This is a genomic window from Roseofilum halophilum BLCC-M91 (assembly GCF_030068445.1).
GTDB lineage: Bacteria > Cyanobacteriota > Cyanobacteriia > Cyanobacteriales > Desertifilaceae > Roseofilum > Roseofilum halophilum.
In genome coordinates this window covers 1-14719 of sequence record NZ_JAQPOK010000115.1, presented here as the reverse complement: position 1 = coordinate 14719, position 14719 = coordinate 1, and the positions used below count along the sequence as shown (strand labels likewise).

The following is a 14719-nucleotide window of genomic DNA, read 5'->3' as shown; positions in this document are numbered from 1 at the left end:
TTACCCATTACCAGCGCGTAGCGCTATATCATGCTACCCAAAGCGAACCGACTTAAAAATCGACGAGATTTTGTTGGAGTCTATCGTCAAGGTATCCGACAGGAAAGCGCCCATTTGACCCTAAGAGCGTTAGGGCCAAAAATTTCTCCTTCGCCAAACCCCCACCGTCCGAGCCATCCTACCCAAATTGGTATTGTGGTGGGTAAAAAAGTCGATAAACGAGCCGTTTATCGAAATCGGATTAAACGACAAATTCGGGCTAAACTACGCCAACTGCTCCCCCAAATTCAGAGGGGGTGGCGATTGGTGTTTATTGTGCGTCCAAGTGTTCAATCCTGCAATTGGGATCAATTTCTGCGAGAATTAGAGCAGTTATTGGCACAGGCAGAGGTACTCAATGGGAATTAAAGAAGATGTAATTTATGAGGGTGGGCCCCATGTTGGAGATTTAATCTTCAATATTTTGATTGGTTTTACGATCATTGCCCTCCCTCTAACCATTGGTTCGATGATTCGAGCGATTTGGTCTCGGTATCGGATTACCAGTCGCCGAGTATCGACCGTTGGAGGATGGTTGGGGCGCAACCGCACGGATGTGATTTACTCGGAAATGGCCCAAGTGATGGTCGTTCCTAGGGGGTTCGGAGCTTGGGGGGATATGGTGATTACCCTCAAAGATGGCAGCCGCCTAGAAATGCGATCGCTTCCCCGGTTTCGGGAACTGTATGACTATATCAATAGCAAAATCTCTAAAAACGCCCAAACCAAAAGTGGCTCTACGGGTAAGGTTAAAGCCTAACAAGAGCGATCGCTCTTCTTCCGAGAACAGTAAACCCCATGCCAATGGGGAGTTTTAGCTGTTCTCGGTAAACATAAATGAAATATTGATCTCAGATTAATCAGATCAAGCCTCCGACAATCAGATACACTGAAGAGGCAGTTCCTCAGCGCAAAGGTTAACTCACGACGAATGGATTTTGGTATTGGTTTTCTCTCCAGTAACGTTATGCTACCGATCCTGGATTTTTTCTACGGGATCGTACCGAGCTATGGTTTGGCGATCGTCGCCCTAACCTTGGTGATTCGGTTTGCTCTGTATCCCCTGAGTGCCGGATCAATTCGCAGTATGCGCCGCACTCGTGTGGTACAGCCCTACATGCAAAAGCGACAAGAAGAAATTCGTAACCGGTATAAAGATAATCCTGAAAAACAACAGGAGGAGATGGCGAAGCTCTTCAAAGAGGTCGGCAATCCCCTCGCTGGATGTTTGCCCGTGATCATTCAAATGCCGGTGCTATTTGCCCTGTTTGCGACGTTGCGAGGATCGCCCTTTGCGGATGTCAACTACACGGTTGATGTGCAGATTTTTCCCCAAGAACAAATTCAGCGAATTCAACCCCAAATTTATGCCACTAAACCCCAAAATATCTATATCGAAGATGGGGTTCATGCTAAAGTAGCGGCGATTTTGCCCGGAGGCAATAAGATTGGGGTGGGTGACCAAGCTCAAATTAATCTGCAAACGGTAGAAGGACAAACGGTTAAAGAATTGGTGGCCCAGTATCCGAATCAGGTGCAAAAGCTACAACCAACTTGGACAGTAACCAAAGGTGAAGAGCTGGTAGAGGTCAATCCTGATGGTACATTGGTGGCCCGCGAACCAGGGGAAGTGACCCTTCAAGGGAAGGTTCCTGGATTGGCCGCCGAGAAAGGATTTTTATTCATTAAGGCTCTGGGACGAGTCGGAGCTTTTGATGACAATGGCAACATTAACTTCGATATCCTGGGAATGATCTTGTTCTTCGGGGTCAGTTTGTATCTGAACCAGGTGCTGTCTGGCCAGGGAGGAAGCAGTAATGATGGCAATTCCCAGCAACAAACCATCAATAAAATTACGCCAGTGATCTTTACGGGGATGTTTTTATTCTTTCCCTTACCGGCTGGGGTTTTGATGTATATGGTGATTGCCAATATTTTCCAAACAGCGCAAACCTTTATTTTGTCTAAGGAACCGTTGCCGGAAAATCTCCAGAAATTGGTTGAGGAAAAAGGCCTGAGCGTTAGTCCTGCGGGTGCAATATCCGAGAATCGCGCGGATCTGCCTTTTGAAAAACGGTCTAAGAAGAAGACTAAACCGGAATCGAAAAAGAAATAGGCATCGGTAGCAGCGATGAAGGAAACCATGCAGAAGCGGGGCCAGCAGTGGCTAGAAGACCTGTTAAAGAAGATGGGACTAGCCACTGCTGTGAGGGTGGAACGGGTTGAAGGATGGTCGGGACAGGAAACGTCTTGGTTAACCATTGACCATTCGCCCTTGAGTGCGTCCCAGATTGAACAGTTGGTGGGTACGGGTGGGGAAAGTTTGGATGCGATTCAGTATCTGATGAATGCTATTCTCAATTTGGGACAAGACCGGGAGGAACAGGGGTCGTTTACTCTGGAGTTGAATGGCTATCGTCACCAGCGACAGCAGGAAGTGCAGAGGATGGCTGAGGTGGCGGCTTATACGGTGCGTCAAACGGCGGTTGAGTTTGAGATGAAGGCGCTGTCATCGGCGGAGAGGAGGGAGGTGCATCAGTTTCTGCAATCGTATGAGGATCTGGAGACGGAGAGTGTGGGTAAGGAGCCTCATCGACGGTTGATTGTACGAGTGCGACCTCAAGTTACGGAGTAGTTTGCAAGGAGGTGGATGATGCAGATGATCCATATTCCTGGGTTGTTAAAGTGCCCAGAGGGAAGGCTGAGGATTGAGGTGGATGAGTATTTGGATGGGTTGGATTCTTTGATGCCGGTTCAGGGCTGGCTGAAGATGATTCACCAAGGGAGTTATTTGGAGGTGAAGGCGATCGCCGAGACGATTGTAACCCTAAAGTGCGATCGCTGTCTGCAACAGTATAATCATAGACTGCGGGCGAAAGCGAAGGAGTTGATTTGGCTCGACCCCAATGTGGATACCCTGAATGATCATTTACCGTTAGAGCGGGAAGTGGCTTTCGAGGATTTGGTGGAAACTCTCTCCCCCCAAGGCCATTTTGACCCAGAAAGCTGGCTCTACGAACAGCTTTGCTTGCGGCTTCCCCATCGGCAGTTATGCGATAAAGATTGTCCAGGGATTGAGGTGAAGGAGGAAACGGCTGAATCTGACGAGACTGCTGTAGATGCCCGTTGGTCTGCTTTGGCAAATCTGAAGGATCAATTGGGGCGATCTTAAGAGCAAAACCCACCCTAGTACAAAAGATTGTACGCTAAGGCGATCGCCAGGAAGACATCTCATATCCTCTCCAGTTGTTTCGGACTGCGTCCGACATGAAAATGTCCGCGAAGCGGATTCATCCTAGTTAAGTAGGGGCGGGTTTAGCAACCCTCTTGTTTTCCCACCCAGATGTTTGTAAACCCGCCCCCTACGAGCAAGACGCTCCCACTCCTTAGCATGATTGGTTTTAGGAGTGCGGGCATCTTGCCCGCTTGTTACCGCGCGAGGAGTGCGGGCATCTTGCCCGCTTGTTACCGCGCGAGGAGTGCGGGCATCTTGCCCGCTTGTTACCGCGCGAAGCGCTATAACCCATTTTCATGTCCGCTTGCGGAAACCGGATTTGATATTAGTGTTTAACCGAAAGGATGGTCGCCATCTGGTCAACGGGGGCTTTTTCTAAACGAGGCCCTTGGATCTGGACGATCGCCGATCCGAGATAATTGCCCCAACGAGCAGCTTGTGCTGCACTATACCCATGAGTTAGACCATATAACGCACCGCCAGCAAACGCATCTCCTGCGCCTACAGTATCTAGGGGTTTGACGGGAAATCCTTCTACGGTAACCACCTGTTTATTTTCTACCACCAAACAGCCCTTATTGCTATCAGTAATAAACGCCAAATCAACCAGGTCTGCGATCTTTTGGGCACAAGCGTCCAGGTCTTCTAAATCTAAAAACTGACGTACTTCATCCGCATTGCAAAATAGCACATCACAATAGTCAGTGACCACTTTGCGGAAATCATCGCGGAAACTGTGCAATAAAAATGGATCGGAAAGGGTAAAAGAGACCTTTACCCCATGGCGCTTAGATTGCTCCATAGTCTCAATACAGGCTTGGCGGGGATCGTCTCCTGTCCAGAGATAACCTTCCACATAGCTATATTTACAGCCTTTGAGCTTCTCCACATCAATATCACTGGGGGCGAGGGTACTCGAAACCCCCAAATTGGTACACATGGTGCGCTCTGCATCGGGGGTAGTTAAGACCACACAAGTGCCTGTGGGGCCGTTGGTTAGGGGGGCAGGTTCAACCTCAAATTCAATTCCTGCCGCTTTCATATCTTGGGCATAAAACTCGCCGTTTTCATCTTGGCTAACTTTACCGGTGTAAAAGCCTGTACCGCCACTTTGGGCGATCGCAATCATCGTATTAGCCGCAGAGCCTCCAGACCTTAATTGTAGGGCATCTCGCTGGAGTCCTGCTAAAATTTTCCCCTGAGCTTTGGTATCCACTAGGGTCATGACTCCGCGATCGAGGGCCTGTTCAGTAATAAACTGGTCTTCAACAAAGGCCAACACATCCACCAAAGCATTACCGACACCAAAGACATCCAACTGATTACTCATGTTGATTACTGATTCTCCTTATTTGCAATAGGTTACAGCACTTTTTGCTGCGATGAGATCCCTTAAGATTCCTCTCAATTCCCCTTTTAATGTAATCCATTAGGGCCAAACCTGCTGGGCTTTTCCCGTAATTAAGTCCCATAAGCGGATGGTTCGATCGTAGCTTCCCGTGGCTAGGGTGCGATTATTGGGGTGAATAGCTATGGCTGAAACACCACCCGTATGACCCCTTAAGGTATGCATTAACTCCCCGGTAACTAGGTTCCAAACTTTGACCTCTCCGGCACTTGACCCGGTGACTATATAACGGGCATCCTGAGTCATAGCGAGCGATCGCACCTGGTCTCCATTTCCCTGTAAACGGCGACTGGTGGGAATCTCCCGCTTTCCTTCCTCAACCGGTCGCAAATCCCACACCCGTACCTGGCCGTCTTCTCCACCGGATGCTAATAATTTACCATCTCTAGTCAGGGCTAACCCGTAAACCGATCCTTGATGGGCGGGAAAACTTGAGACCAACTCTAAGCGATTTAAATCCCAGAGGTGAATCCTACCATCGGCGCTACCAGAGGCTAACCAACGGCGATCGCCACTCAAGGTGACGGTATACACAGTTTCTTCCGGGCCGCCTAGAGTTTTCAATAATACCCCCGTTTGCAGATCCCATAACTTGACGGTGCGATCGTCTCCTCCACTGACCAACAGTTGACTATCTGCACTCATGGTTAACCCATATACTCCTCCCTGATGGGCTGTGAGGGTTTCAATTAATCGTCCGGTAATCAAATTCCACAGCTTAATTGTGCCGTCAAAACTGCCACTGGCAATCACCGGTTGAATAGGACTAATGGCTAAAGACCAAACGGAGGTTTCATGACTGGAAAAGGTATGCAGAGGGGATGAGTTATCCCGTGCAGCAACGGGCCAAATCTTCAGACTTTGATCTAAACTGCCACTAATTAATAAATCTCCTGTGCCACTAAATCCTAGGGCGGAAATCATATCGCCATGGGGGGTAAAATTGTCGGGAAATAGGCGAGTATCGAGATTCCAGAGATTGACTAAGCTATCATCTCCCCCACTAATGAGGGAGCGACGATCTGGGGTAAAGGCGATCGCGCTCACCCCGGTTTCATGGCCCGAAAATGTCTGAATGGGCGATCGCGTGGCCATATTCCATAACTTCACGGTTCCATCGTCGCTCCCACTGGCTAAAATATTCCCGGTGGGACTAAACTTGAGGGACAAAACCCCCATGCGATGACCGGTTAGCAGGCTTTCCAAGACTCCCTTGGGCACATTCCAAACGGCGATCGCCTCCTCAAAACCACTACTAGCCAAAATCCGTCCATCTTCACTCAAGGCCAACGCTAAAACTCCACCCGTTGGCGACTCCAAAACCTGTTTTTCTTCACCCGTGTGCAGATTCCAAAACCGAATTGTTGCATCTGCACTGCCACTAATTAAAGTATTACCATCCGGGGTAAACGTTAACGCTTGCACCCAATCTTCATGACCCTCTAAAATTCCGATCGCCTTTCCCGTTTCCAGATTCCATAAATGAATGGTACGATCCAATCCCCCACTGGCTAAAATCCGTCCATCGGGACTAATCGCTAGGGCTAAAATACCATTACGATGGCCCGTGAATGTAGTAATTTCCTTTCCCGTTTGCGTATTCCAAACCTTAATTGTTCGGTCTAAACTACCACTGGCCATCAGTTTACCCCGTGGACTCATCGCCAACGCTAACACCCCTTCCGTATGACCAGTTAGTATGCCTCTAGGCCGATTTTCCCACAAATCCCACAGATAAATTTGATTCTCTTCCCCAGCACTGACAATGAGCCGACCATTGGGACTGACCGCAACTGCTTTCACTGCTTTTGTATGTTCTGATAACCGTTGCGTGGGTGGAATTCCAGGGGGAAGATTACGCAGACGCTGCACCGGTTGGGCGATCATGCGACCCTCTAGTGCTAATGTTATTCCTAAACTTTGCACCAGCACAGAAAGGACAGCGATCCATAATCTCTTCAATAAGGTTGAATATTTCATAAACTTGAGGTTAATCCCCAAAATTCAGCTTAAAATAGAAAATGGGAACTTAAGGATTTATTTTTAAGTCATTCTAGTCATTCTATTATAATGTATCACTTCAGGAGTTAATAGTCATGAATTATTTTGCCATCGTCATGCAGATGCTACGGGAGCGAAATTCATTCATGGAGGAAATTTACCAAGGAATTAAAATTAAATCTAAAATCACTGGATTATTCATTTCCAGCTCCATCTTTTTTGCCTTTTATGGATTAATTATGGGAGCCTATGGGCATTGGTATCAATCCTTCGTTTCAGCGATCAAACTCCCTGCTCTCTATCTGCTCACCTTAATCATTTGTTTCCCAACATTATATCTGTTTAACGTCTTGTTTGGCTCTAAATGTAATGCCGAACAATATCTCTGTTTACTCATGAGTGCCATGGGACTGATTAGCATTTTGCTCTGTGGCTTCGCTCCTATTACGGTTTTCTTCCTCTTAAGCATCCCAGATTACCACTTTTATCTCCTCTTAAATGTTGTCATTATGGGGATTACTGGATTATTTGGAATTCAGTTCTTTTACGAAGGCATGAAACAACTAATGAAAGTTGATGACATTGGTTATGAAATTCGCCACAAAATTCTTTTAGGATGGTTATTCTTATATGGTATTATCGGCAGTCAACTGAGTTGGACTCTGCGACCATTTATGGGAACTCCAGGAGAACCGTTTCAACTGTTTCGTCCCTTAGAAAGTAATTTTTATAGTGCGGTTTTCCAGTCTTTTATTGCCTTATTTAACTAATCTCAACTTGCAGAAGTGTTTATGTTGCCCCAGAATTGTTATGAATCCAGACTTAGAAGACCTACGGATATCAGATGAAACGCTACAAAAAATTAGTGGTATTTCTATCCAGGATAGTTTCTTAGGAGAATATTATCGTGTTTGGGCGAAAGTCAGTCAAAAGGAATCCAACGAAGAAAAACGAAATGCGGCTCTGCTGAGACTTTCGGGACTGGAGTTAGGCTTGTTTTTTCTTACCTTAGTGATTGCTTCCGGAACAACACTGCTGGTGATTAAAAATTCCTGGAATAGTGCCAATCCCAACTACTGGATACCGGTTGCCTCTAGTTTGGGGTTGACTGCTTTTTTGTTTTTAGCGGTTAATCTTCATGTTTATCTCAATTCTAAACCTTTAATTTACTTGCTCAATCTTTTAAATGAACTCGATAATTATGAGCGCATTGTAACCGTATTTTATCGAATGGATCGGTTGATTACGGATGGTTACATGGAGCAAGATCCTGAAAATCGTCATCAAATGATTGAAGCACTAAAAATTACTAAAAACAGCTTTATCCATGCTCTGAAAGCAGAACGATTAGTACGGGAGTACAATCAAATCAAATTACCCGATGATTTGTTCGATCGACTCGATCGTAATTTGTCGGATTTAATTGATTTTGATGTCCAGGCTCAAGATAGCCATTATGGACGCTTAATTAATGAAACCCTAGAAATTGGGATTAGCGTCCATCGAGAATTAAGAAAATTGCAACAGGTGAGCGGGAGTTAGAATAAATACTTAATACTAAAAAGTGCTATATTCCCCCATCTAAACAAAAATTAATGGCTTCCTGGATATCATGGGTTTGTTGGGGATAAGTCATTTTCGGTCGAGTGATGGTAATTAAGGGAATCCCTAAGCGATCGCAGAGCTGACGCTTCATGTCTTCTCCTCCAGCACTTCCGGAAGCTTTTGTTACCACCAGAGAGATCTGCCAATGTTGCCAGAGGGCTAACTCTAGAGCTTCGGGAACGGGGGGACGGATGGCAATGAGGCGATCGCTGCTAAATCCGGCTTCTTGAGCGACTTGAATGGACTCGATAGACGGTAGCACCCGCGCAAATAGGATCGCCCGGTGTTGCCAAGGTTGAAATAAGGGTAGGCGTTGCGATCCTACGGTTAAAAACACGCGCCGATCGGTCAAATATTCCCCCGTCAGCAGGGTGGCAAAACTGTCTAAGGTCACGTTCTGACTAGAGTCAGAAGAAGGGGTTACAGGGGGTCTCTCGTAGCGCAAATAGGGGATTTGAGAGCATTCAGAATAGGCGATCGCCTGTTGGGAGATTTGCCGCGCCCAGGGATGACTAGCATCTAAAATTATGCCAATTTGGTGCGATCGCCGAAACTCATCTAAACTTGATGCCTTTAACTTGCCCACTTCCACCGTTAACTGCGGGCAACTCGGATAAAGGGATCTGGCGGACTCCGTGGTTACTGTTACCACACACTCTAACCCCTGTGCCACTAACTCTTGAGCCAATTGGCGGCTTTCCGAAGTCCCCCCAATTAACCAAACTTTAGACATTTTCGGCGATCGCCTCACGGATACTTGACTGCATAGAGATGGAACAGCTCGCCCTCTTGTTTTTTAACCACCTTTGCTCCCACAGCACGGATCGCCCCTTGCCAATCTTCTAAAGGCTCTAGACCCACCTCAGCCCCCAAATAAGTCTCTAGAATCGCCCAATTTTCCGCCAACTCCACCTCTGGGTTTAGCACATCAAACACCAGCATTCCCCCAGACTTGAGTACCGACTTCACCGCCACCATCACCTGTTGCCAATAGTCCACAGAAAAATAACAACTCCATCCCGTGGCGATCGCCAAATCAAACTGTCCTGGCTCATACTCTAACTGATGGGCCGGCCCCAACTTCACCCCCTTAAACAACTTAGAATTGAGTTGGGGGCCGCGAGAATTCAGGGCTTCCTGAGCCTCCTTACTAATCTCTTGGCCATAAAACAAAGCCTCCCATTCCCGCCAAGGATAAATCAAAAAACTCACTCCACAGCCAATATCTAAGCACTTTTGTCCCTTTTTCGGCTTACAGACCTGCCAAAACTCAGACGTAATTTTCGGGGTTAACTCCCCACTCATCCATTGTCGAAAAATCGGCATCTCTTCCACCTCCGGAGGAACCTCAAAGGCATCTCCCCGGTACTGGCGATTAAACCGCAGCGCCACCGCCGCTAGTTGCTCCTCTAGAGCCTCTGTCGAGAAATTTTGCAGTCCAAAACCCGCAGCATTACTTAAGCGTGTCATATCTAAATAGGGGATAGGGGGATAGGGGGATGGGGGAATGGGGGGATAGGGGGATAAGAAAGATCCCCTATTACCGATTACCAATTACCCAATTTTAATTATTTCAAAGCCTTTCTAAAATTTCGGCGATAGGAGCCATTAAACACCAACACCGGCCAACCCAGGGAAAGGAAAACCTTATTCATCAATCCGGGCGTAAAATTGGTGCGAGAATAGCCCTTCCAAAACTTCCAAACCCCGATCGCATAACCGACCAGTCCCAAAAAAATCAATAGCTTCATCTGGTTACCCCTCCTAATCTAGTCCATTGACTCACTCTCCGTTTAGGATCGTGAGAGTATGCTACAGTTCTAGCAAAATTGGATAAGTCTTGATCGTCACTATCATTAAGTTTAGTTAATTTCCCCATTACCCATTCCCCATTCCCTTCCCTAAACCAGAGGAACGTCCTATGAGAGCAGTGCTAATGGCGGGTGGTTCAGGAACCCGGCTAAGACCCTTAACCTGTGAGCTTCCCAAGCCTATGGTTCCTGTCCTTAACCGACCGATCGCCGAGCATATTGTCCGCCTACTCAAACAGCATCACATTGATGAAGTGATTACCACGCTCTATTACTTACCCGATGTGATGCGGAATCATTTCCAAGATGGGCGAGAATTTGGCATTCAAATGACCTATGCAGTTGAAGAAGAGCAACCCCTGGGGACGGCTGGATGTGTAAAAAATGTGTCGGAGCTATTGCGATCGCCGTTTCTAGTCATTAGTGGCGATTGTATCACCGACTTCGATTTAAGTGCGGCGATCGCCTTTCACACCCAAAAAAAGTCCATGGCCACTCTAGTCTTAACCCGTGTTCCTAATCCCCTAGAATTTGGCGTAGTGATTACGGGGCGAGATGGTCGCATTCAGCGCTTTCTGGAAAAACCCTCTAGTAGTGAAGTGTTCTCCGATACAGTTAATACCGGTATTTATATCTTAGAACCGGAAGTTCTCGATTATTTACCGGCCCAAGAAGAAGCCGATTTTTCTAAAGATCTATTTCCCTTCCTCCTGGCCCAAGGCAAACCCCTTTATGGCTATATTGCGGAAGGCTATTGGTGTGATATTGGCCATCTAGACGCTTATCGAGAAAGCCAATATAGTGCCCTAGCCAAACGAATTAACCTAGAAGTATCTTATCCCAAGCGATCGCCGGGTTTATGGATTGGGGACAATACTTCTATCGATCCCACAGTGAATATAGAACCCCCAGTGCTAATTGGCAATAACTGCCGGATTGGTAGCCATGTGCATATCGAACCCGGAACCATTATTGGCGATAATGTCACCATCGGCTCCCATGCCACCTTAAAGCGGCCGATTATCTGGAATGGGGCCATTATCGGTGATGAAAGCCATCTGAGAGCTTGTGTTGTCGGTCGAGGAACCCGGATCGACCGTCGGGCCCATGTGTTAGAAGGGGCAATTGTGGGTTCCCTGTCTACGGTAGGGGAAGAAGCACGGGTTTCTCCTCAAGTGCGGGTATGGCCGAATAAGAGAATTGAAGCGGGAGCGATCTTAAATCTGAATCTGATTTGGGGGAATGTGGGCCATCGTAATCTGTTTGGCCAACGGGGAGTCTCTGGTATCGCCAATGTTGACATTACCCCGGAATTAGCAGTCAAGCTGGGCGCTGCCTATGGTTCGACGTTGCCACAAGGGTCTGAAGTCACCGTATCTCGCGATCAGCGAAGCATTTCCCGCATGGTAACCAGATCGCTGGTTGCGGGGTTGATGTCTGTGGGAGTCGATGTGCAAAACCTGGAAAATAAGGCGATTCCCATTGTCCGGACGGTGATTCCAACCCTAGGGGTGGAAGGGGGAATTCATGTGCGCTTGCATCCAGAGCGGGGCAGTTCCTTACTGATTGAATTTCTCGATCATAAGGGGATTAATATTTCTAAGGCGAAGGAAAAGAAAATCGAAGGCTGTTTCTTCAAGGAAGATATGCGGCGATCGCTCCTGTATGAAGTTGGCAAGGTCACGTATACCTCGGAAACCTTGCAAATCTACAGGTCGGCTTTTGAAAAACATCTCAATTTAGAGGCGATCGAAACCGTGTCCTCTAAAGTAGTGATTGACTATGCCTTTGCCGTCAGTGGCGCAGTCTTGCCCCAACTGCTGGCTAAATTTGGCTGTGATGCGGTGGTTCTCAATGCCAGCTTAAACCCCAAACCCCTCTCCCTGGAAGAGCAAGAAGAGCTACTCAATCAGTTAGGTCGAGTGGTTGTGGCCTTAAATGCAACCATGGGGGTACAAGTGTCCTCCAATGGTGAAAAATTTATCCTCATTGATGAAACTGGAACGGCTATTCGAGGGGAAATGCTCACCGCTTTGATGATGCAAATGATCTTAACGGCCCATCCCAGGGGAGCGGTAGTGGTTCCCATCCATGCTTCGAGCGCCGTGGAAGAAATTGCCCATCGCCACGATGGCCGGGTGATTCGGACAAAGGCCAATCCAGCCGCTTTAATGGAAACCTGTCATGCCAATCCTAATGTAGTTTTAGGAGGGAGTGGGGATATGGGCTTTATTTTCCCCCAACTCCATCCCGGTTTTGATGCCATGTTTGCCACGGCTAAGTTGATGGAGATGTTGAAGTTACAGGAAATGACCTTGGAGACCATGCGATCGAAATTACCGCCGATTGCCCATCGGATGGCGACGATTCGTTGTCCTTGGACGGCGAAGGGGGCAGTGATGCGGTATTTAGTGGAAACCCATGCTCCGGAGCAATTGCAGTTAGTCGATGGTGTGAAAATTATCTCTTCTGATGGTCACCATTGGGTGCTGATTTTGCCCGATGCTGGGGAAGCGCTGGTGGATATTATCGCTGATGGTTGCGATCCAGAGATGGTGGATAGTTTACTGCAAGATTACCGCGATCGCGTGCAGAGTTTTATTGAGTCTCAACAACAGTTGGATGACTAGCCAAGATGGGGGTTGTTCTGGTAGGAGCGGGTTGTTTGGGCCTATCCCCCCATCTTTCTATCGCTCTAGCCCCTGGTTTGTTGAGACCACAACCGGGTGGGGAGTCCCCAAACATAGATGAAACCTTCAGCCGCTTTATGATCGAATACGTCTTCTTCGCCGTAAGTGGCCCAATCTAGACTATAGAGACTATTGTCGGATTTGCGGCCGACAATGGTGGCCGATCCTTTGAAGAGTTTCACCCGGACTGTACCAGTCACCCGTTCTTGGGTATTGGTGATAAAGCCATCTAATGCCCCTTTCAAGGGAGAGAACCAGAGACCGTTATAGACCAATTGACTGTAGGTTTGCTCAATTCCCCGCTTATATTGGGTTACATCAGCCGTTAGGGTTAAGCTTTCTAAATCCCGGTGGGCTTGGATCAGGACTAGAAGAGCTGGGGTTTCGTAAATTTCCCTGGATTTAATGCCCACGAGACGATTTTCGATCATGTCAATGCGACCGATACCATGGTTTCCGGTCATTTGATTGAGTTGGGTAATTAAGGCTACCGGCTGGAGCGCTTCACCATTGAGGGAAACGGGGCAACCTTTTTCAAATCCAATGTCTACATATTCCGGTTCATTGGGGGTATCGGCGATCGCCTTGGTCATTTGATAAATGTCTTCGGGGGGTTCGGCATAGGGATCTTCTAGCACTCCAGCTTCGATCGCCATCCCCAATAAGTTGCGGTCAAGACTATAGGGAGATTTCTTTTTCACTGGTGCAGGAATGCCATATTTTTCCCCATATTCAATGGTTTGTTCGCGGGAAAAGCCCCATTCCCGTGCAGGAGCGAGGATCTTTATGTTGGGGTTGAGTGCGCCAATGGCTACATCAAAGCGCACTTGGTCATTGCCTTTTCCGGTACATCCGTGGGCGATCGCATCTGCCCCATATTTCTCCGCCGCTTCTACCAGCAGTTTGGCGATCAACGGCCGAGCTAAAGCGGTGGATAAGGGATAGCGGTTTTCATACAAGGCATTGGCTTGAATGGCGGGAAACCCATACTCTTTCACAAAGGTTTCTGTCCCATCCGCTACTAAGGATACACTGGCTCCAGAGTCCAGGGCTTTCTTGCGGATGGGTTCTAATTCATCCCCCTGGCCCAGATCCGCCGCCAATGTAATCACTTCTTCGACTCCCCATTCATTCATCAGATAGGGAATACAAACGGAGGTATCAACCCCTCCAGAGTAGGCTAAAACAACTTTCTTCGCACGACCCATAGGTTTATCACCCTAAAAACACTAAATTGTATCTACTCAATTAAAAATTAAAAATCAAAAATTAAAAATTAAAACTTGATTACGAGGAGCAAGTTTTGGTGATGGCAAAGCCATGCGGAGCATTATCGCCAACGCCAGCATCAGGATTTGACCCCCTCTTTTTGGCAAAATCACCCAAGAGGGTACAAGCTAGTATAATATGCTACTTTGTCGGATTACAGTTGATCTCATCATTCCCTCCCATTGCCCATCAGAAGGCGATCGGCCTAATCAAATTCCGGGGCCCAGATTTCTACCACGGGTAATTCCCATCCAGGGAGCAATTCAGGAGCGGTGAAAATATCCCCATCCCCTAACGTTACGGGGTCTTGATTGAGTCGATAAACCTCCATTGTCCGAGTTCTCGGATCGACCAATACTCCCACGTGAGTTCCTAATGCGATAAATTCTTGGATTTTCTGGCGCAATTTCTCCTTGGACTAATTCCATCCGATAGTTGGGATGTTGGGTTTGCAGATATTCTAGGTCTTTGGTGGTTAGTTTAGGCATGGCGATCGCTTGATTTGGGTAAGTTTTATTGCCCTAGGAAATACCATCATTAAAAATGTAGGGAGCAAGATGCTCCCACTCCAGTAATATCAATCAATTGAGAAATACCATCATTAAAAATGTAAGGAGCAAGATGCTCCCACTCCAGTAATATCAATCAATTGAGAAATACC

15 protein-coding genes are annotated in these 14719 nt (G+C 47.3%); 8 read left to right on the top strand and 7 right to left on the bottom strand.

Translation table 11 applies throughout. The features are described from left to right. Positions 1-30 precede the first annotated feature (30 nt). The 5 genes from rnpA to PJF56_RS15435 all read left to right on the top strand — a co-directional run bounded on the left by rnpA (position 31) and on the right by PJF56_RS15435 (position 3211). Complete coding sequence (rnpA, locus tag PJF56_RS15455) at positions 31-408, top strand: ribonuclease P protein component (protein ID WP_283763586.1); 378 nt, start codon at positions 31-33, stop codon at positions 406-408. Then, positions 398-799 carry a PH domain-containing protein gene (locus tag PJF56_RS15450; protein WP_283763585.1) on the top strand — a complete coding sequence of 134 codons (402 nt, stop codon included), beginning with the start codon at positions 398-400 and terminating at the stop codon, positions 797-799. The genes rnpA and PJF56_RS15450 overlap by 11 nt, the downstream gene beginning before the upstream one ends. 171 nt (positions 800-970) lie before the next feature. Beyond that, entirely contained in the window at positions 971-2155 is a 1185-nt protein-coding gene (gene yidC, locus PJF56_RS15445; protein WP_283763584.1) for a membrane protein insertase YidC, read from the top strand. Between the two features lie 15 nt (positions 2156-2170). Beyond that, on the top strand, positions 2171-2674 hold the full coding sequence (locus PJF56_RS15440) for a Jag family protein (protein WP_283763583.1): 504 nt from the start codon (positions 2171-2173) through the stop codon (positions 2672-2674). A gap of 18 nt (positions 2675-2692) precedes the next feature. After that, the gene (locus tag PJF56_RS15435; RefSeq protein WP_283763582.1) at positions 2693-3211 is read left to right on the top strand and encodes a YceD family protein; all 519 of its coding nucleotides are present in this window, start codon (positions 2693-2695) and stop codon (positions 3209-3211) included. A 388-nt stretch (positions 3212-3599) separates the two neighbouring features. Here the strand turns inward: PJF56_RS15435 and PJF56_RS15430 are convergent, their stop codons facing one another. Together PJF56_RS15430 and PJF56_RS15425 are read right to left on the bottom strand one after the other, a co-directional pair. Beyond that, positions 3600-4604, bottom strand: a complete 1005-nt coding sequence (locus tag PJF56_RS15430) for an adenosine kinase (RefSeq protein WP_283763581.1) — start codon at positions 4602-4604, stop codon at positions 3600-3602. A 99-nt stretch (positions 4605-4703) separates the two neighbouring features. Beyond that, positions 4704-6662, bottom strand: coding sequence for a WD40 repeat domain-containing protein (locus PJF56_RS15425; protein WP_283763580.1), 1959 nt, complete (start codon positions 6660-6662; stop codon positions 4704-4706). Between the two features lie 116 nt (positions 6663-6778). Here PJF56_RS15425 and PJF56_RS15420 point away from each other — a divergent pair, with 116 nt between their 5' ends. After that, positions 6779-7453, top strand: a complete 675-nt coding sequence (locus PJF56_RS15420) for a hypothetical protein (protein WP_283763579.1) — start codon at positions 6779-6781, stop codon at positions 7451-7453. Positions 7454-7493: 40 nt separating this feature from the next. After that, positions 7494-8225, top strand: a complete 732-nt coding sequence (locus PJF56_RS15415) for a hypothetical protein (protein ID WP_283763578.1) — start codon at positions 7494-7496, stop codon at positions 8223-8225. A 25-nt stretch (positions 8226-8250) separates the two neighbouring features. Here PJF56_RS15415 and PJF56_RS15410 read toward each other — a convergent pair whose 3' ends face one another. The 3 genes from PJF56_RS15410 to PJF56_RS15400 form a co-directional block, all read right to left on the bottom strand. Then, positions 8251-9021 carry a cobalt-precorrin-6A reductase gene (locus PJF56_RS15410; RefSeq protein WP_283763577.1) on the bottom strand — a complete coding sequence of 257 codons (771 nt, stop codon included), beginning with the start codon at positions 9019-9021 and terminating at the stop codon, positions 8251-8253. 14 nt (positions 9022-9035) lie between these two features. Beyond that, entirely contained in the window at positions 9036-9758 is a 723-nt protein-coding gene (locus PJF56_RS15405; protein ID WP_283763576.1) for a class I SAM-dependent methyltransferase, read from the bottom strand. 98 nt (positions 9759-9856) lie between these two features. Then, positions 9857-10039 carry a hypothetical protein gene (locus tag PJF56_RS15400; RefSeq protein ID WP_283763575.1) on the bottom strand — a complete coding sequence of 61 codons (183 nt, stop codon included), beginning with the start codon at positions 10037-10039 and terminating at the stop codon, positions 9857-9859. A 170-nt stretch (positions 10040-10209) separates the two neighbouring features. Between PJF56_RS15400 and PJF56_RS15395 the strand changes: the two genes are divergently transcribed. Continuing rightward, the gene (locus PJF56_RS15395; protein ID WP_283763574.1) at positions 10210-12729 is read left to right on the top strand and encodes a mannose-1-phosphate guanyltransferase; all 2520 of its coding nucleotides are present in this window, start codon (positions 10210-10212) and stop codon (positions 12727-12729) included. 65 nt (positions 12730-12794) lie between these two features. Here the strand turns inward: PJF56_RS15395 and PJF56_RS15390 are convergent, their stop codons facing one another. Further along, the gene (locus PJF56_RS15390; protein WP_283763573.1) at positions 12795-13997 is read right to left on the bottom strand and encodes an argininosuccinate synthase; all 1203 of its coding nucleotides are present in this window, start codon (positions 13995-13997) and stop codon (positions 12795-12797) included. 266 nt (positions 13998-14263) lie between these two features. Continuing rightward, positions 14264-14464, bottom strand: coding sequence for a Uma2 family endonuclease (locus tag PJF56_RS15385; protein WP_283763572.1), 201 nt, complete (start codon positions 14462-14464; stop codon positions 14264-14266). Positions 14465-14719: the final 255 nt, after the last annotated feature.